At 62.0% G+C, this 17942-nt stretch carries 22 protein-coding genes; 18 read left to right on the top strand and 4 right to left on the bottom strand.

Translation table 11 applies throughout. The features are described 5' to 3' along the window. Positions 1-165: 165 nt before the first annotated feature. Positions 166-1923 (top strand): diguanylate cyclase, encoded by a 1758-nt coding sequence (locus tag BGK68_RS15880; protein WP_075257893.1) that lies wholly within the window; start codon positions 166-168, stop codon positions 1921-1923. Positions 1924-1931: 8 nt separating this feature from the next. Here BGK68_RS15880 and BGK68_RS15885 read toward each other — a convergent pair whose 3' ends face one another. Next, positions 1932-2927, bottom strand: coding sequence for a LacI family DNA-binding transcriptional regulator (locus BGK68_RS15885; RefSeq protein ID WP_233149319.1), 996 nt, complete (start codon positions 2925-2927; stop codon positions 1932-1934). Positions 2928-3047: 120 nt separating this feature from the next. Continuing rightward, complete coding sequence (locus tag BGK68_RS15890; protein ID WP_075257895.1) at positions 3048-3473, bottom strand: MarR family transcriptional regulator; 426 nt, start codon at positions 3471-3473, stop codon at positions 3048-3050. A 156-nt stretch (positions 3474-3629) separates the two neighbouring features. On the opposite strand from BGK68_RS15890, the gene BGK68_RS15895 reads away from it, so the two are divergent. The 3 genes from BGK68_RS15895 to BGK68_RS15900 all read left to right on the top strand — a co-directional run bounded on the left by BGK68_RS15895 (position 3630) and on the right by BGK68_RS15900 (position 5566). Beyond that, a complete protein-coding gene (locus BGK68_RS15895; RefSeq protein WP_198937212.1) occupies positions 3630-4826 on the top strand; it encodes an HPP family protein in 1197 nt (398 codons plus the stop codon). Positions 4827-4900: 74 nt separating this feature from the next. Beyond that, a complete protein-coding gene (locus tag BGK68_RS28535) occupies positions 4901-5026 on the top strand; it encodes a hypothetical protein (RefSeq protein WP_267889714.1) in 126 nt (41 codons plus the stop codon). A 321-nt stretch (positions 5027-5347) separates the two neighbouring features. Then, the gene (locus BGK68_RS15900) at positions 5348-5566 is read left to right on the top strand and encodes a DUF1289 domain-containing protein (protein WP_075257897.1); all 219 of its coding nucleotides are present in this window, start codon (positions 5348-5350) and stop codon (positions 5564-5566) included. Here the strand turns inward: BGK68_RS15900 and BGK68_RS15905 are convergent. Continuing rightward, the gene (locus BGK68_RS15905) at positions 5560-6195 is read right to left on the bottom strand and encodes a Maf family nucleotide pyrophosphatase (RefSeq protein WP_075257898.1); all 636 of its coding nucleotides are present in this window, start codon (positions 6193-6195) and stop codon (positions 5560-5562) included. The genes BGK68_RS15900 and BGK68_RS15905 overlap by 7 nt on opposite strands. Before the next feature lie 187 nt (positions 6196-6382). Between BGK68_RS15905 and BGK68_RS15910 the strand changes: the two genes are divergently transcribed. Together BGK68_RS15910 and rpmF are read left to right on the top strand one after the other, a co-directional pair. After that, positions 6383-6883, top strand: coding sequence for a YceD family protein (locus BGK68_RS15910; RefSeq protein ID WP_233149320.1), 501 nt, complete (start codon positions 6383-6385; stop codon positions 6881-6883). 107 nt (positions 6884-6990) lie between these two features. Then, positions 6991-7173: a 50S ribosomal protein L32 gene (gene rpmF, locus BGK68_RS15915; protein ID WP_006463510.1), complete on the top strand. Its 183-nt coding sequence runs from the start codon at positions 6991-6993 to the stop codon at positions 7171-7173. Between the two features lie 2 nt (positions 7174-7175). Here rpmF and BGK68_RS27840 read toward each other — a convergent pair whose 3' ends face one another. Further along, positions 7176-7319 (bottom strand): hypothetical protein, encoded by a 144-nt coding sequence (locus tag BGK68_RS27840; protein WP_158035462.1) that lies wholly within the window; start codon positions 7317-7319, stop codon positions 7176-7178. Positions 7320-7393: 74 nt separating this feature from the next. Here BGK68_RS27840 and plsX point away from each other — a divergent pair, with 74 nt between their 5' ends. The 12 genes from plsX to BGK68_RS15975 all read left to right on the top strand — a co-directional run bounded on the left by plsX (position 7394) and on the right by BGK68_RS15975 (position 17883). Continuing rightward, positions 7394-8491 carry a phosphate acyltransferase PlsX gene (plsX, locus tag BGK68_RS15920; protein ID WP_075257900.1) on the top strand — a complete coding sequence of 366 codons (1098 nt, stop codon included), beginning with the start codon at positions 7394-7396 and terminating at the stop codon, positions 8489-8491. A 17-nt stretch (positions 8492-8508) separates the two neighbouring features. Beyond that, positions 8509-9495 carry a beta-ketoacyl-ACP synthase III gene (locus BGK68_RS15925; protein WP_075257901.1) on the top strand — a complete coding sequence of 329 codons (987 nt, stop codon included), beginning with the start codon at positions 8509-8511 and terminating at the stop codon, positions 9493-9495. Between the two features lie 72 nt (positions 9496-9567). Continuing rightward, positions 9568-10500 (top strand): ACP S-malonyltransferase, encoded by a 933-nt coding sequence (gene fabD / locus BGK68_RS15930; protein WP_075257902.1) that lies wholly within the window; start codon positions 9568-9570, stop codon positions 10498-10500. Beyond that, entirely contained in the window at positions 10497-11252 is a 756-nt protein-coding gene (fabG, locus tag BGK68_RS15935; protein WP_075257903.1) for a 3-oxoacyl-ACP reductase FabG, read from the top strand. Before fabD ends, fabG begins: the two co-directional genes overlap by 4 nt. A 163-nt stretch (positions 11253-11415) precedes the next feature. After that, on the top strand, positions 11416-11655 hold the full coding sequence (gene acpP, locus BGK68_RS15940; protein WP_006463505.1) for an acyl carrier protein: 240 nt from the start codon (positions 11416-11418) through the stop codon (positions 11653-11655). 33 nt (positions 11656-11688) lie between these two features. Beyond that, on the top strand, positions 11689-12930 hold the full coding sequence (gene fabF / locus BGK68_RS15945; protein WP_008327974.1) for a beta-ketoacyl-ACP synthase II: 1242 nt from the start codon (positions 11689-11691) through the stop codon (positions 12928-12930). Positions 12931-13011: 81 nt separating this feature from the next. Beyond that, positions 13012-13512: a protein YgfX gene (locus BGK68_RS15950; protein ID WP_075257904.1), complete on the top strand. Its 501-nt coding sequence runs from the start codon at positions 13012-13014 to the stop codon at positions 13510-13512. A 91-nt stretch (positions 13513-13603) separates the two neighbouring features. Beyond that, complete coding sequence (rpoE, locus tag BGK68_RS15955; protein ID WP_006463502.1) at positions 13604-14206, top strand: RNA polymerase sigma factor RpoE; 603 nt, start codon at positions 13604-13606, stop codon at positions 14204-14206. A 79-nt stretch (positions 14207-14285) separates the two neighbouring features. Next, entirely contained in the window at positions 14286-14984 is a 699-nt protein-coding gene (locus BGK68_RS15960) for a sigma-E factor negative regulatory protein (RefSeq protein WP_075257905.1), read from the top strand. A 1-nt stretch (position 14985) separates the two neighbouring features. Beyond that, entirely contained in the window at positions 14986-16002 is a 1017-nt protein-coding gene (locus BGK68_RS15965; protein ID WP_075257906.1) for a MucB/RseB C-terminal domain-containing protein, read from the top strand. A gap of 14 nt (positions 16003-16016) precedes the next feature. Beyond that, positions 16017-17495 carry a DegQ family serine endoprotease gene (locus tag BGK68_RS15970; RefSeq protein WP_075257907.1) on the top strand — a complete coding sequence of 493 codons (1479 nt, stop codon included), beginning with the start codon at positions 16017-16019 and terminating at the stop codon, positions 17493-17495. Between the two features lie 94 nt (positions 17496-17589). Then, the gene (locus BGK68_RS15975) at positions 17590-17883 is read left to right on the top strand and encodes a glutaredoxin family protein (RefSeq protein ID WP_075257908.1); all 294 of its coding nucleotides are present in this window, start codon (positions 17590-17592) and stop codon (positions 17881-17883) included. Positions 17884-17942: the final 59 nt, after the last annotated feature.

A 17942-nucleotide genomic window follows, 5' to 3' on the forward strand; every position in this document is an offset into this window, starting at 1 on the left:
GGGGGGAGCGGGTCGCCAGGCTGTCATCCTTCCCGCCTTACAGGGCGATCCGCGCGGCCTTCGCTGGCGTGGTGGTTATTCACCCCCTGCGCCAAGAAGCAGTGTCGCCGGCCCGCCGGCCTTGATATAGTCGTCCAACGCGTTTGCCTTCGTAGCGGATTCATCATGTCCCTGAATCGACTGTTCCGGCTCATTTCCATCGCCTTGCTGCTGCTGTTTTTGGCATTTGCAGTCTCGCTGGTCTGGACCGAGTGGAACAGCTATCGCAACGGCGCCAACAGTGTGCCGGCCTTGCGCACGTTCAGGCTGGCGCTGGTGGCGCTGGAAAAACTGTCGGCCGAGCGGGGGCCGGCCAATGCCTACATGGGCGCGTCGGCCAGCCAGCGCGAGGCTGTCGCCGACAAGCTCAAGAGCGCCCGGGCCGAGACCGACGCCGCCTTGGCAGCCTTGCGCCAGGCGCTGCAATCGCATGCCCGACTACGCCAGTCATGGTCGCTGGACAAGGTCAAGACGGTCCAGCAGGCGCTGGAGCCGGCGCGCGCCGCCATCGACCGTATCGGCCGCCAGCCTGAGGCCGAGCGCAATAATGTCTATGTACTCTCGGCCGTGGGCGGCATGGTCGACATGATTCCGCTGATGATCCGCGTGGCGTCCGAACTGAGCAGCGAAGTCGATCATGCCGATCCGGAGTTGCGCGAGGGGCTGGCCGCCATCCGTGCCGCCGCCAGCTTGCGCGAATACGCCGGGCAGGTCGGGTCGCGGTTTACGCCGGCCTTGATCGCCCATCGCAAGCTGACCCAGGACGAGGTCATCGAGATCGGACGGCTCTATGGCCGCATCGAGTTGCTGCGCGGTCTGCTCAATACCCAGATGGTTAGCTACGTCCAGCGCCCGGAGTTCGCCCGCGCGCTGGAGCTGGTGGATAAGCAATATTTCGACAATGGCTTCCAGTTCCTCGATTTCCTCTTGCAGACGGGTGTCGCCTCAGGCGACTACGGCCTGACGTCGGTGGACCTGTTCCGTTTCTACGTGCCACAGATGAAGTCCATCACCGACCTGCGCGATCTGCTGCTGGACGACATGATGGAGCAGGCCGAGCGCCACAACCGGCGCGCCCGCAACTACCTGCTGCTGGTGATCGCCGTAACGGTGGTGGCTTGCCTGTTCTTCCAGGTGCTGATGGTGCTGATCCGCCGCCGCGTGGTGCAGCCCTTGGTGCTGGCGACCGATCTGGTCTCAGGCCTCGTGGAGGGGCGGCTGGACCAGGAGATTCCGCAGCCCCGCTACGAGGACGAGATCAGCGCCATGATGCGGGCGCTTAAGGTGCTGCGCCAGCGCATGCGCGAACGCAACAGCCTGGCACGCGAGCGCGAGGCGCTGATCACGCAATTGCAGACCTCTTCCAATACCGATTTCCTGACCGGGGTCTTGAACCGCCGCGCCTTCTTTACCCATGGGCAGCAGCAGATGACCGTCGCCAAGCGCTACGGACGCGAACTGGCGGTGGTGCTGTTCGATATCGATCACTTCAAGCAGATCAATGATTCCTACGGCCACCAGGCCGGCGACGCCATCCTGCGCGGTGTGGCGCAGTCGGTGTCGCAACTCTTGCGCAAGGTCGATGTGCTGGCGCGTTACGGCGGCGAGGAATTCATCATTCTCCTGCCCGAATCCAGCCTGCTGCAGGCGGCTGCGGCCAGCGAAAAGCTGCGCGCGGCGCTGGCGGCGGGTGAATTCGAAATCGATGGTGGTCGCCGCATTCGTGTCACGGCCAGCTTCGGCGTAGCCGCCGAAAACGGCGGACCGGGGCTGGAGCATCTGATCAAGCAGGCCGACATTGCGCTCTACCGCGCCAAGAAGCTGGGGCGCAATCGCGTCGAGCTGGCCGGCGAGGAGGAGGGCGTGGACGGGGCGCCGTCCTGAGCCGTGGCTCAGGTGCTGTCGCGCTCCAGGATGGAGTAGCCCAGGTCGTGTACCGCCTGGTCCAGAGGATCGCCGTCGAAACGGGTCAGCAGCATCTCGGCCGCGGTGAGGCCGATCTGGTGTGCGCTGATCTGTACCGTGGTCAGCGCCGGCAGCACTTCGGTGGCAATCTCCAGGTTGGCGAAGCCGGCCAGCGCAATGCGCCCGGGGACGGCAACGCCGCGCCGTGCGCACTCCAGCACTGCGCCCGCAGCGATCACGTCATTGCTGAAGAAAGCGGCATCCACTTCCGGATGCTGGCTCAGCAGGCGGCCGATGGCTTCACGCCCAGCTTGCAGGAAGGCGCCCATGGGCATCACCAGATGCACGGGTTCGGCTGCGCCATGGTGGTGTAGCGACTCGCGCAATCCGGCCACCCGCGCCATCCCGCGCGGATCGTCGCCGCCCACGAAGGCCATGCGCCGATATCCCTTCTGGTACAGGTAGTCCCCCATGGCGCGGCCAGCGGCGTGATTGTCGAAGCCGGCCAGCATGTCGATGGGCGTGTCGGTCAGGTCCCAGGTTTCCACGACCGGGATGCCAGCCGCCTTCAAGCGCTGGCGGGTCATCGGTGAATGCTGTACGCCGGTCAGCACCAGGCCGTCCACGCGACGGCCGATGAAAGCTTCTACCAGTCCCGTTTCCGCTTCTTCCGAATAATTGGTCTGGCCCAGCAGCAACTGGTATCCCTGCATGCACAATTGTTCCGACAGCCCGCGCAGCGTCTCGGCAAAGATGGAATGGCTGATGGTGGGAACGATGGCCGCCACGATGCGGGTGCGCCGCGAGGCCAGTCCGCCGGCCAGCAGGTTGGGGATATAGCCCATGCTGGCGATGAAGGCTTCGACGCGCTCGCGCGTGGCCGGCGAGACCTTTTCAGGGGTATTGATCACGCGCGAGACCGTAATGTGCGACACGCCGGCTGCGCGCGCGACGTCTTCCTTGGTGACGGCGCGCGTTGGCATGGCAGGGGGCTCGGGTTTGTGGCTCATCGTTGCGGTCTGTCAAAGAGGTTGCCGCAAGCATAACAGCAGCATGACGGCAGCGCCCCTGCGGACATCCACAGGCAGTCGCGGGGCCGCCTTCTAATCGCGGTCATTGAAGGCCGAGATGTACGAGACCTGGAATACGCCGGACAAGGACTGCAGCTCATTGCGATGCAATTGCGCCAGGCGGTGCAGGTATTGCTCTCCCAGGGTGGTCAGGCGGACCTGGACCAGGCGCTTGTCGCGGTCATCGGGTGTGCGGGTGACCAGGCCGGCCTTCACGCAGCGCGTGACCAGCGCCACCACGCCGTGGTGCTGGGATTGCAGTCGCTCAGCCAGTTCGCTGATGCTGGCCCAGTCGCGGCCGGGAAATCCCTTGATGTGCAGCAGCAGCAGATATTGCAGGGGCGTGAGCCCCTCGCTCTGGGCCGCCTCTTCCGAAAAACGCAGGAAACGGCGCAATTGGTAGCGAAATTCCGACAGGGCTTCGAAATCATCCTTTTGCAGGCGGGATGGGCTTGTCATGGCTGCTGGCTCCATTCTTCGATGGAGGTGGAGGACGGCTCGACAGCGGGGAATCGGGACATATATATCATCTTGTGATGTAATTGCGGTCTGGCCGGCGCAGCGGGTGGCGGTGCGCAGGGCCAATTCGTATGAAACGTCGTCGCGGAAATGGATATGCCGGATTCTATCTCGCTGTGGTTCAAAAGTTTTATTCCTGCCAAGGCCAATGTCGATCGCTTCGAGCGCATGCGCTCCTGCGCTGGCAGCCTCTTTGGCATCCTGCTGGTCGGTGTGGTCAGCTATGCGGTGCTGCCGCACAAGGCCGGCACGATCTGGTTGATTGCGCCCATGGGGGCGTCGGCGGTGCTTTTGTTTGCTGTGCCATCCAGTCCGCTGGCCCAGCCATGGTCCATCATCGGCGGCAACCTGTGCGCAGCGCTCATCGGCGTGACCTGCGCCAAGCTGGTGCCGGAGCCGGCCCTGGCAGCGGCCTTGGCCATTGCCCTGGCCATCGGTGCGATGTTCTATCTGCGTTGCATCCATCCGCCCAGCGGTGCGGTCGCGCTCACCGCAGTGTTGGGTGGGCCGGCGGTGCAGGCCATGGGGTACGGTTTCGTGCTCTCGCCGGTATTGCTCAATTCGGTATTGCTGCTGGCCACGGCGCTGTTCTTCAACAATGCCAGCGGTCGCCGCTACCCGCATGCCCAGCAGAGTGCCGCGCCTCATCCGCACCATACGCGGGATGAATTGCCGATTACGCGGCTGGGCTTTTCCCATGAGGACCTGGACGAGGTGCTCAAGCGCTACAACCAGGTGCTCGACATCGGCCGGGATGACCTGGAAGAAATTTTCTTGCAGACCGAGATGCGCGCCTATCACCGCCGTTTCGGCCAGACCCTGTGCGCCTCGGTGATGTCGCGCGACGTGGTGGCGGTGGAGTTTGCCACCGGCCTTGATGAAGCCTGGCGACTCTTGCAGGCGCATCGCCTGCGCGCCTTGCCGGTCATTGATCGTGGTCGCCATGTCATCGGCATCATCAGCCGCAGCGATTTCCTGGAGCATGCCGGCGTGCAGGTGCATACCGGGCTGACGGCGCAATTGAGGGCGCTGTTGCATCGCGTGCCGCTGCTTCATTCCGACAAGCCTGAAGTGGTCGGGCAGATCATGAGCCGGCCCGTGGTGATAGCCCAGGTCGACACGCCGCTGCTGGAGCTGGTGCCGCGCATGGCCGATGGCCTGCATCAGATTCCGGTCGTCCAGGCTGACGGCAAGCTGGCGGGCATGCTGACCCAGTCGGACATGATTGCCGCCCTGTATGAAAAGAACCTGGCTGCTGCACGCAGCGGGCCGGGCTTGCGCAGTGCGGCTTGACAGGTGGCGCGGGGAGGGGGATTCTGCGGCGATGGCGGTGTGCGCCGCTGGAGCGAACACGTGAGGAGAAGCTGATGAGAACCAAGGCGTTGCTGATGCTGCTGTCGGCCATGCTGGTGCTGCAGGCTTGCCAGCGCCAGGAGGCCAATCCGCCCAAGCCGGTCACCTCGGCGCTGGAGGCTCAAATAGAGGCGGGTTGATCGGATGGCGGGCAGCTTGTAGCCTTGCTAGATATTTTTCTGGTGAATATCTGCTATTGCCACAATAAAGCAGACGTGATGGGCGGGGATGACTATAGTTGCACCTGTCTCCTCCAATCTCCTCCTTAAGAAATTGGATTCAAGCCCGCACCTCTTGGTCGCGGGCTTTTTTTTTTGCCTTTTTCTTCTTCTGCCGTCGCGCTGAAATGATTGTCCCTTCCGGCATCAGGGCCGGGGATGCGCCGCTTCTTGGTAAGATGGCGTGTGCAGCGCCGGGATCCACGGGTGCGCTGCTTCCTGTCATTCGTTCAGAACACCTCAATGTCTTCAGCTTCCGTCTCCCCCTCGTCGCCCCAGTCCCTGCCTGAGCGGCCCGACACGCCTTGCGTGGCGGTCTGCTCCACGACCTTTGATGATGTCTGCCGCGGTTGCGGCCGTACCGTCGATGAGGTGGCGCAATGGGTCTTCATGGATGTGGACCAGCGTGAGCGGGTGTGGCAGCGTATCCTGGAGCAGGGTTACCCGCGTCGCAATTACTGAGGCGAGGCCAGTCCGAAAAAGCCTACGCCCGCCTGGCGCAGCATCGTGGTCAGGGCAATGAGCGGCAGGCCGGTGAGGGCAGTGGGGTCGTCGCTGCGGATGCTTTCCAAGATGGCAATACCCAGCCCTTCGTTCTTGGCGCTGCCGGCGCAGTCGTAGGGTTGTTCGATGTGCAGGTAGGCATCGAGCTCGGCGTCGGAGAGGTCGCGCATGCGCACCAGGGTTTGCACATTGCGGAGCTGGGCTGCCTGGGCGGCGTCAGGGCGGCGGCCATCCCACAGGCACAATGCGGTATGGAAGATCACTTCGCGTCCGCGCATCATCTGCAGTTGTCTCAAGGCATTGGCGTGATTGCCGGGTTTGCCGATCTGCTGCCCATCCAGGGTGGCCACTTGATCCGAGCCGATCACCAGGGCGGCGCCAGCGCGCGCGGCAATGGCGGCCGCTTTTGCGCGAGCCAGCCTGAGCGCAGTCGCTTCCGGCGTCTCGCCGGCGTGCGGCGTTTCATCGATATCCGGCGTCATGGTCTCGAAGGGCAGACCCAGGCGCTCCAGCAGTTGCTTGCGATACACCGAGCTGGAGCCCAGGATGAGGCGGGTGGTTGGAGCGGTGAGGTGGGAATGCGACATGGTCGGTGGCCGGAAGGGATGGGTTTGCGCGGCAATCGTGGTATTTGCCCGAAGATGGGCTCAGAAGCCTTTCATCAGGCCGCGTCAGGATATTTTTTGTGAGAAATTCGCAAACGCCGCGCTAAGGCTTTGACTGGTAAGGAAATTTTCTGTTATTATCGCAGGTTTTCCGGATTCTGCTTTGGCTATGAATGCATTTGTGATCGACGCGTTCGACTTCTGTCGGCTGAAACAGCAGGCACAGGGCGAGATTCCGGTTGCTGAATTAGGTCGTCTGGCGCAAGAGACGGTTGACCGTTCCGGCACGATTCGTTGGGCTCTGTCCGGCGATATCGACAAGCTGGGGCATGCTCAACTCAGTCTGGCAGTGTCGGGTGCAGTTAATCTGATCTGTCAGCGTTGCCTGATGGCATTGAATTTCGAGATTGATTCGAAGTCGCTGCTGGTATTGGCAAAAGATGAGGCCCAGGCCGACGCAATCGAAGAACTGATCGATGATGACGAGATCGATGTCATTGTCGGTTCGGCAGCCTTCGATGTGAACTACCTGATCGAGGACGAAGCGTTGCTGGCTCTGCCGGTGGCACCCAAGCATGACAAGTGTCCCGAGGGTGGTAGTGCGGCGGTCGAGGCCAAAAGTGCTGAACGGGCTTCCCCGTTTGAGGTACTGAAGAAGTTGAAGCAGTAATTGTTTGGGGATGTCTGGCAGGTGCCGGGCAGCGGCACAGCGGGTTTACGGAAACCTGAATCCGGTGTGTTAAAATTTTCAATCTTAAGTAAGGTTTAGGAGTAATCATGGCCGTTCAACAGAACAAAAAGACCCCGTCCAAGCGCGGTATGCACCGTGCACACGACTTTCTGACTGCACCCCCGCTGGCTGTGGAGCCGACGACTGGTGAAACCCACCTGCGTCACCACATCAGCCCCAACGGTTTCTACCGTGGTCGCAAGGTGCTCAAGACCAAGAACGACGAGTAATCTCATTCATTGAGCTTGCTGTTTTTGGAGAAAAGCGGCGCAATGAGCTTCTGTTTAAGGAGGTTCATTTTGCGCCGCTTTTTTATGTCCGCGACATCCGTGTGCGGATCCGCCTGCCTGCTTGCGTGAACCTTCATCAGGCGCATTGTCCGAGTGTGCCTGTTTGAACGGTCTCCAAACTGCCTCATAATGTGGGCTGGCAAGGCTCTGAATCAAATCGATGACAATCAAAATTTCAATCGACTGCATGGGTGGCGATCATGGCCCGTCAGTCACTCTCCCGGCCGCTGCCTCCTTCCTCAAGCGCCAATCTGATGCGGAGCTGATCCTGGTCGGCCAGGAAGCCGTGCTGCAGCCGCTGCTGAAGAAATACAAGCTGGCTGGCGAAGCCCGCATCCGTATCCACAATGCCACCGAGGTGGTGACCATGGAAGATCCGGTTGAGGTGGCCCTGCGCCGCAAGAAGGATTCTTCCCTGCGCGTAGCCGTGACCTTGGTCAAGGACGGGCAGGCCCAGGCGGCCGTGTCGGCCGGCAATACCGGCGCGCTCATGGCGGTGTCGCGCTATGTCCTGAAGACCTTGCCGGGCGTTGATCGTCCGGCTATCTGCACCATCCTGCCCAACCAGAAGGATGGCCCCACCTACATGCTCGACCTCGGCGCCAATGTCGACTGCGAGCCACAGCATTTACATCAATTTGCACTGATGGGCTCGGCCCTGGTGGCGGTCATGGAAGGCAAGGCCAAGCCGACGGTGGGCCTCTTGAACGTGGGCGAGGAAGACATGAAGGGCAACGAGCTGGTCAAGGCGACTGCCGGCCTGCTGCGTGCCGATCATGAGAAGGGTATCCTCAACTTCTACGGCAACGTGGAAGGTAACGACATCTTCGAAGGCACCACCGATCTGGTGGTCTGCGACGGTTTCGTGGGCAATGTGACGCTGAAGGCCTCCGAAGGCCTGGGGCGCTTCGTCAAGCAGGTGCTCACCAGTGAATTCAAGAAGGGCCTGGTGAACAAGTTGGGCGCATTGATCGCCTATGGCGCCATCAAGGCGCTGTCGCGCCGGCTCAATCCTTCCCGTTACAATGGCGCCAGCCTGCTGGGCCTGAAGGGCCTGGTCTTCAAGAGCCACGGTGGCGCCGATGTGTATGCGTTTGAATGGGCTATCCGCCGCGCCTACGACGCGGCCAAGTACGATGTGCTGGCCCGTATTGCCGCCAGCATGGCGGAGCTGATGCCCCAGGGGCAGGGGCGCACGGCCGAGGTCGCAGCGGTGGCTTCCGAGCCGGCGCCGGTCTCGCTGGATCAACCGAACTAACAGAGCAAGAAGACGGCATGACCACTTACAGCAAAATCATTGGCACCGGCAGCTATCTGCCTGCCAAGCGCGTGACCAATCAGGAACTGGCGGCGCAACTGGCCGAGCAGGGCATCGAGACCTCGGATGAATGGATCGTCACGCGTAGCGGTATTTCCGCGCGCCACTACGCCGAGCCCGCCGAGCTCTCCAGCGACCTGGCGCTGCAGGCCGCGCAGCGCGCATTGCAAGCCGCAGGCCTGCAGCCCAATGATATCGACCTGATCATCATGGCCACTTCCACCCCGGATCACCTGGGTGGCTTCCCCAGCACCGCCTGTGTGGTCCAGCGCAAGCTGGGCATCACCAACGGCGCGCCGGCCATGGACGTGCAGGCGGTGTGCAGCGGCTTCGTCTATGCCATGTCGGTGGCGGACAGCTTCATCAAGTCGGGCGCCCACAAGAACGTGCTGGTGATCGGCGCCGAAGTGTTCTCACGCATCCTCGATTTCAAGGATCGCACTACCTGTGTGCTCTTTGGCGACGGCGCCGGCGCCATCGTCATGAGCGCCTCGCAGGAGCCCGGCGTGCTGGCCACCAAGCTGCACGCCGATGGCAGCCATGGTCACATCCTGTGCGTGCCAGGCAGCGTCAACAATGGCGCCGTTGCTGGCAGCGCCTATCTTTACATGGATGGTCCGGCGGTGTTCAAGCTGGCGGTGTCCTTGCTGGACAAGGTGGCGCGCGAGGCGCTGGAAGCGGCCAACATGCAATCCACCGACGTGGATTGGCTGGTGCCGCACCAGGCCAATATCCGCATCATGCAGGGCACGGCCAAGAAGATGGGCCTGCCGCTGGAAAAGATGGTCGTCACCGTTGCCGAACACGGCAATACCTCGGCTGCCTCCATTCCGCTGGCGCTGGACCAGGCGGTGCGCGATGGCCGCATCCAGCCTGGCCACACCGTCATGATGGAAGGCGTGGGCGGCGGCTTCACTTGGGGCGCCGTGCTGGTGCGCATGTAAGCAGGGCGGGGCGGTTCATCGAGCCGCCTTCCGTCGCATGGCATTTTTATCCAACTTCAATCACATCCAAGCATGACAACATTTGCTTTCGTTTTCCCGGGCCAAGGTTCTCAGGCCATCGGGATGCTCAATGGTTTTGCCGACAATGAAGTCGTTCGCCAGACCGTCGCTGAAGCTTCCGATGCATTGCAGTTCGACCTGGGCAAGCTCATCGCCGAAGGCCCCAAGGAAGACCTGGACCTGACCACCAACACCCAGCCGGTCATGCTGACGGCTGCAGTAGCCTTCTACCGCGCCTGGCTGGCAGCGGGCGGCAAGGCGCCGGCGCTGGTCGCCGGCCACAGCCTGGGTGAATATTCGGCGCTGGTCGCCGCCGGCGTGATCGCCTTCAAGGATGCCGTGCCGCTGGTGCGCTTCCGCGCCCAGGCCATGCAGGAAGCCGTGCCGGTCGGGCAGGGCGGGATGGCGGCCATTCTCGGTCTGTCCGATGAGGACGTGCGTGCGGCCTGTGCCGAAGCCGCCCAGGGCGAAGTGGTCGAGGCCGTCAACTTCAATGCGCCGGCCCAGGTCGTGATCGCTGGTCACAAGGCTGCGGTCGAACGCGCCTGCGACATCGCCAAGGCCAAAGGCGCCAAGCGCGCGCTGCCGTTGCCGGTGTCGGCGCCGTTCCACTCGTCGCTGCTCAAGCCCGCATCGGATCGTCTGCAAGCCTACCTGGCCAATGTCGCGTTTTCCGCGCCGCAGATCCCATTGATCAATAACGTCGACGTCGCCGTGGTCAATGATCCGGCTGCCATCAAGGATGCGCTGGTGCGTCAGGCTGCAGCACCCGTGCGTTGGGTCGAGACCGTGCAGAAGATGGCCGCCGAGGGCGTGACCCATCTGGTTGAATGCGGTCCTGGCAAGGTCCTCACGGGTCTGACCAAGCGCATCAATGGCGAGCTGGTGGGTGAAGCCATCGTCGACCAGGAATCCCTGAACAAAGTATTGGAGTCGCTGAAATGAGTGCACAGAATCTGCAAGGCCAGGTCGCCCTGGTGACCGGCGCATCGCGCGGTATCGGCCGCGCCATCGCTACCGAACTGGCCCGCCAGGGCGCCAAGGTGGTTGGTACCGCCACCTCCGAGTCGGGCGCAGCCGCGAGCACCGAGTACCTGGCTGCGCTGGGTCCGGAAGCCGGCCGCGGCGCGGTCCTGAACGTCAATGATGCCCAGGCCAGCGTGGCGCTGGTGGAGCAGGTGCAGAAGGACTTCGGTTCCCTGTCCATCCTGGTCAACAACGCCGGTATCACCCAGGACCAGTTGGCCATGCGCATGAAGGATGAGGAATGGGACAGCGTCATCGCCACCAACCTCACCGCCGTCGGCCGCCTCTCGCGCGCCGTGCTGCGTGGCATGATGAAGGCCCGCACCGGTCGCATCATCAACATCACCTCGGTGGTGGGCGAGGCCGGCAATCCTGGCCAGATGAACTATGCCGCCGCCAAGGCGGGCGTGGCCGGCATGAGCCGTGCGCTGGCCCGCGAGATCGGCAGCCGCAATATCACTGTCAACTGCGTGGCCCCCGGTTTCATCGATACCGACATGACCCGCGCCTTGAACGAGCAGCAGTCCGCCGCCATCTTGCAGCAGATCCCGCTGGGCCGCCTCGGTGCGGCCGAGGAGATCGCCTATGCTGTAGCCTTCCTGGCCTCGCCGCAGGCGGCCTACATCACCGGCACCACGCTCAATGTCAATGGCGGCATGTACATGGGTTAAGTAAGTCTTGAGGGCTTGATTCAAGTCCTTTTGACGACTTTTGTTTGAAGTTAAGCTGCACTTGGCGCAATCTTGCCAGGAATAGTTAAAAGTAAATTTTCCGCGCGCAAACCTGCTAAAATGCGCGCACTTTTGTAACCTATCATCCCTCTGGAGGAACACTATGTCCGATATCGAACAACGCGTGAAGAAGATCGTCGCTGAGCAACTGGGCGTCGCCGAAGCCGACATCAAGAACGAATCGTCGTTCGTGGACGACCTGGGCGCCGACTCGCTGGACACCGTCGAGCTGGTCATGGCACTGGAAGATGAGTTCGAAATGGAAATCCCCGACGAACAAGCCGAAAAGATCACCACCGTGCAACAGGCGATCGATTACGCCAAGTCGCAAGTCAAGGCCTGATAAGGGCTTTGGTCAAAGTTTCAGGAGAATTGCTTGAGCCGCACTCGTGAACGTCGTGTAGTCATCACCGGCCTGGGATGCATCTCGCCTGTCGGCAACAACGTCGCCGATACGTGGAGTGCCATCAAGGAAGGCAAGTCCGGCATCGCTACCGTCACCAAGTTCGACGCAACCCCCTTCACCACGCACTTCGCCGGTGAAGTCAAGGGCTTCAATATCGAGGATTACATCCCCGCCAAGGAAGCGCGTCATATGGATACCTTCATCCACTATGGCATGGCCGCCGGTATCCAGGCCATGCAAGACAGTGGCCTGACGGTAACGGATGAGAATGCCGAGCGCATTGGCGTCATGATCGGTTCGGGCATCGGCGGCTTGCCGCTGATCGAAGAAACCCACGCCGAACTGACCAACCGTGGTCCGCGCCGCATCAGTCCCTTCTTCATCCCGGCCTCGATCATCAACATGATCTCGGGCAACTTGTCCATCAAGTTCGGCCTGAAGGGTCCCAACCTGGCGATCGTCACCGCCTGCACCACCGGCCTGCATTGCATCGGCTCCGCCGCGCGCATGATCATGTACGGTGATGCGGATGTGATGGTGGCCGGCGGCGCCGAATCCAGCGTTTCGCCGCTGGGCATCGGTGGTTTCGCTTCGGCGCGCGCCTTGTCTACCCGCAATGATGATCCGGCGACTGCGTCCCGTCCCTGGGACAAGGATCGTGACGGCTTCGTGCTGGGCGAGGGCGCTGGCGTGATGGTGCTCGAAGAGTACGAGCACGCCAAGGCCCGTGGCGCCAAGATCTATGCAGAACTGCTCGGCTTCGGCATGAGCGGCGATGCTTACCACATGACTGCGCCCAATCTGGATGGTCCGCGTCGTTGCGTGCTCAATGCACTGCGCGATGCCGGCGTGAACCCGGATGAAGTGCAGTACCTCAACGCGCACGGCACGTCGACCCCGCTGGGGGACAAGAACGAGTCGGACGCGATCAAGGCCGCTTTCGGTGACCATGCTTACAAGATGGTTGTCAATTCGACCAAATCCATGACCGGTCACCTGCTGGGTGGCGCCGGTGGCCTGGAAACGGTGTTGACCGTGCTGGCAGTACACAACCAAGTGTCGCCGCCGACGATGAACATCTTCAACCAGGATCCGGAATGCGATCTGGATTACTGCGCCAACCAGGCGCGGGACATGAAGATCGATATTGCCGTCAAGAACTCTTTCGGGTTCGGCGGCACCAACGGTACCCTGGTCATCGGCAAGATGTAAAATGCATGACCCGGCTTCCCTGCGGAAGCCGGGTTTGTCGTTTTAATGGCGCACATTGCGCACTTCGCGCCCGGGCCTCTCATGTCGATAGCTGTCTCTGCGGATATCAAACCTTCCCGCCTGCTTCTGCTGGTCACTGGTTTCGCCTGCCTGTGCGTGGCGTTGACCGGCGTCCTGCTGTGCGTGTGGCTGCCGGGATCGTGGTCCTGGCCCGCGCGTATTGCACTGGCGCTGGCTTGCATTATCGCCGCCGGCGTGGCGCTGCTGACGGTGTTGCGCGAGCGCAAGACCATCTGGCTGCATATTTCCGGCACCGGGCAGATTCGCGTGGTGGAACATCTGCTGACCGCCTCGAGCCGCGCCAAACCGCAAGTCATGAGCGCCGGACTGGCGCAATTGCTGGCCGGCAGCACGATCTGGCCCGGCATGCTGTTTTTGCGGCTGCGCCTTGAAAGCGGCAAGACCCGCACTATCCCCGTCCTGTCGGATTCTGTTTCCGAAGATACATTCCGCGCACTTTCCGTGGCATGTCGTTGGCTGATCAGTCACAATACGGCCAAAGCCAGGATGCTGGAAAAGTAAGGTCGGCAGACTTGAAAATTGCCGAGGTGGAAGCATCTGCCTCTGGCAATGACGATAAAACAATACTGCCATAAAAAACAAGGAACCCGGTTTGACGACAGAACGCGAAATAGACCAGCAGCTTGTTGAGCGCGTCCAGCGTGGCGACAAGAAGGCGTTCGAGCTATTGGTGGTCAAGTACCAACGCAAGCTGATGCGCCTGGTCTCGCGGCTGGTCCGCGACCAGGCTGAAGCCGAGGATGTGGTGCAGGAAGCCTTCATCAAGGCTTATCGTGCGCTGCCGCAATTCCGTGGCGATTCAGCTTTTTATACCTGGCTCTACCGTATTGGTATCAATACCGCGAAGAACTATCTGGTCACCATGGGCAGAAGGGCGCCCACATCGACTGAAGCAGATGCAGAAGAAGCGGAAACTTTTGACGATGCAGACCATCTGAGGGACATCAACACTCCAGAGTCGATGTTGGCCACCAAGCAGATTGCTCAGACGGTCAACGTGGCGATGGAAGCATTGCCGGAAGAATTACGTACTGCCATTACGTTGCGCGAGATCGAGGGGTTGAGCTACGACGAAATTGCAGATGCGATGAATTGTCCGATCGGCACCGTGCGCAGCCGTATTTTCCGCGCCCGGGAAGCAATTGCCGAGAAGTTGCGTCCACTGCTGGATACGGCAGCGGACAAGCGCTGGTGATGCAGCCGCAAGGCTGTTGTTGAAAAAGCAAAATAACAAAGCGGGATATGGAACTAAGATATTTGCCGGGTGACTGCTCATGGATACCAAAGTAACGACCAGAGAACAGACCTCAGCCCTTGCCGATGGCGAGCTGAGTGCTGAAGAAATGACCATTGCCCTCGCGGGTCTGCGTTCCTCCCAGGATGCGCAGCAGGCGTGGGAAGACTATCATCGCATTGGCGAGGTGCTGCGTTCGGAGGAGATGGATGTTCCCCTGAGCGCCGGTTTCTCCGCGCGCATGAGCGCCTTGCTGGATGCCGAACCGACTATCATTGCACCGCAAGCGACGGCCGCAGAGGCTGCTCCTGCGGCGCAGCCGGCCGTGGCCGTGCAGGCTGCCAAGGCGGCAGCCAATGGCGATCATCGCGCCGCCCGTCCGGGGCGCCTGGTGCGCTTCTTGATGCCCAGTGCGGCTGCCGCAGCAGCTGCCGTGGCCGCTGTCTTCGTGGCCATGCCGCAGCAGCAGGCCATGGTGACTGCCGACGCCAAGGCGGTTGCGCCGGTCAGCCAGGTGGCCGTGGCGCCGGTCAATGTGCCTTCGGCGATTGCCACGGTGTCCACCACCAATGCCAATCCCCAGAACGTCACCCAGGTGAGTTCGCTGGCCCAGCAGGGTGAAGTCAAGCGCGATCCGCGCATTGACGACTACCTGTTCGCCCATCAGCGTTTCTCGCCCTCCTACAGCTCGGCGCAATACGCCCGTTCCGCAGCCTTCTCCACTGACGCTGACAAGTAATATGCGTCAAACGGGGCGTCTGTTAGGCGTACTGTGCTTGCTTCCCGCGTTGCTCTTGCCATCCGCCCATGCGGCGGATGGCGAGCAGGCTTCCGCTTCTTCCTCGCTGATGGCGCAATTGCAGAAAATGCAATCGTCCGCCCAGCACCTGAATTATTCCGGTAGTTTCGTCTATCAGCAGGCTGCGCTGATACGCAGTTCACGTGTCACGCATGTGGTCGTGGGCAAGAATGAGCTGGAAAAACTCGAATTGCTCGACGGCAAGCCTGCTGAATTCATCCGCAGTAACGACGAAGTGGCCAGTTATTTGCCGCAATCGCGTACGATCCGGATGGAAAAGCGCGTCACCCGTGACGTCTTTCCCGCCATTGTCGATGTCCGGCCGCAGGAATTGGGTGCGCAATACCGTCTGCGTGCCGGTAGCGACGAGCGCGTAGCCGGGCGCGATTGCCAGGTCGTCGTGCTGGAGCCGCGCGATAAACTGCGTTATGGCTACCGCTTCTGGACCGACAAGGCCACTGGCTTGCTGCTGCGCGCCCAGACGCTGGATGGCCAGGGCGAAGTGATCGAGCAGATTGCCTTCACCCAGATCGAGATCGGCGGGATTGATCGCGCCCGGGTCAGCCCTAGCTACAAGGACACGCATGGTTGGCATATCGAAAAGGCCGTCATGACGCCCATCGAGCTGCCACAGTGGCAGGTCACGCCGCCGCCCGGGTTTCGCAAGATCCAGCAAGTGCGTCGACTGATGGCTGGGAGTGCGGCCGAAGGTGCGGCGCCGGCCCAGAACAGGGCCGCCGAGCGTGAAGTGTCGCAGATCGTGTTTTCCGATGGCCTGGCCGCCATCTCGGTGTTCATCGAGCCGGGCAGCCCGGGTCGTGAGGAGGGCAGCGCCCAGCAGGGCGCCATGCATATCCTCGGGCGTCCCCAGGGGGACTACTGGCTCACCGTGGTGGGGGAAGTGCCGGCGGCCGCGATCCGGCAAGTGGCTGATTCCATAGAATTGAAATCCAAATAAAAGAGACTGTTGCAATGACACCCTTGAAGACTACCCTTGCCAGCGCCTTGCTGGCCGCTTCCGTATTTGTTGCCGCCCCCGTCGCGCTGGCCGCTCCGCCAGTGGCGTCGCCCGCTGTGGCTGCCTTGCCGGACTTCGCTGATATCGTCGAGCGCACCGGTCCGGGCGTGGTCAATATCCGCACTACCGAACGCGTGCGCCAGAATGCCCAGGGGCAGGGCGGTGTCGATGATCCGGAGATGCAGGAATTCTTCCGCCGCTTCTTCGGCATCCCCATTCCACGCCAGCAACAGCCTGGCACTCCGCGCGGCAATGGCAAGCAGGGTGGTCAAGGGCAGCAGGAGGAAGTGCCGCGCGGGGTCGGCTCGGGCTTCATCATTTCGGCCGATGGCTTCATCATGACCAACGCCCACGTGGTCGAGGGCGCCAGCGAGGTCTATGTCACCCTGACCGACAAGCGTGAATTCAAGGCCAAGATCGTCGGCTCCGATACCCGCACCGACGTGGCCGTGCTCAAGATCGATGGCAGCAACCTGCCGCGCCTGAACATGGGCGACTCCGACAAGATCCGCGTGGGTGAATGGGTGCTGGCCATCGGTTCGCCCTTCGGCCTGGAAAACACGGTCACTGCCGGCATCGTCTCGGCCAAGGCCCGTGACACCGGCGATTACCTGCCGCTGATCCAGACCGACGTGGCCGTCAATCCGGGCAACTCCGGTGGTCCGCTGATCAACCTCAAGGGCGAGGTGATCGGCATCAATTCGCAGATCTATAGCCGCTCCGGCGGCTTCATGGGGATTTCCTTCGCCGTGCCCATCGACGAGGCGCTGCGTGTGGCCGATCAGTTGAAGGCCAGCGGTCGCGTGACCCGTGGCCGTATCGGCGTGCAGATCGGTGAGGTGACCAAGGATGTCGCCGAATCGCTGGGGCTGGCGCGTGCTCAGGGCGCGCTGGTGCAGCGGGTCGAGGCCGGCGGCCCGGCGGAGAAGGCGGGGCTGGAGGCCGGTGACATCATCCTCAAGTACAACGGCGCCGCTATTGAGCGTCCCAGCGACCTGCCGCGCATGGTGGGTTCCACCAAGCCGGGCGCCAAGGCGACCGTCAGCATCTGGCGCAAGGGCAGTGCGCGTGACGTCAGCGTGACCGTGGTCGAGCTGGAAGCCGACAAGCCCAAGCAGGCCGAAGAGAAGAAGGCCAAGCCTGACAACGCGCCCAATTCCCTGGGTCTGGTGGTCAGTGACCTGTCCGATGCCCAGCGCAAGGAACTGAAGGTCGATAACGGTGTGCTGGTCGAGGCCGTCAATGGTGCGGCTGCCGCGGCCGGCATCCGCCCGGGAGACGTCATCCAGCGCCTCAACGAAGTGGATGTGAAGGACGCCAAGCAGTTCGCCCAGCTCGTCTCCAAGCTGGACGCCAAGAAGCGCGCCGCCGTCCTGGTGCGTCGTGGCGATTCTTCGCAGTTCGTGCCGCTGCGCCCCAACGGCGGTAACTGATCCCTCGCAGCCCCAGGTGGGCTTGTGACGTCGAGGCTGCGATTCCGCGTGGATCGCAGCCTTTTTCCATCCTATTATCCGCTTGTAATTTTTTATGTCCCTCACCTCGTCTCCGAACCCTTCCGGTTCCGATGCCCTGCAGTTCCTGATCTATTCGCGCAGTTACTGCCATCTCTGCGAAGACTTGCGAGAGGCCTTGCTAGCCGCGTTGGGGGAGACGGCAGCCCGGGTCGAGATGGTGGATGTGGACGCCGACGCCGCGCTGGTGGCGCAATATGACGAGCTGGTCCCGGTGCTGATGGGGTGTGACCGGGAGGGGCGGTGGGTGCAGCTGTGCCACTACCATCTGGATGAGGCGGCCTTGCGCAAATTTCTTGCTTCACGGTAATTGAGCCCGCGCGTAGGCTGATGCTTTTCGGTGCGCCGACGCGCCAGCCTGCACCGGAA

The organism is Herbaspirillum camelliae, from assembly GCF_001929405.1.
Classification (GTDB): Bacteria; Pseudomonadota; Gammaproteobacteria; order Burkholderiales; family Burkholderiaceae_D; genus Herbaspirillum; species Herbaspirillum seropedicae.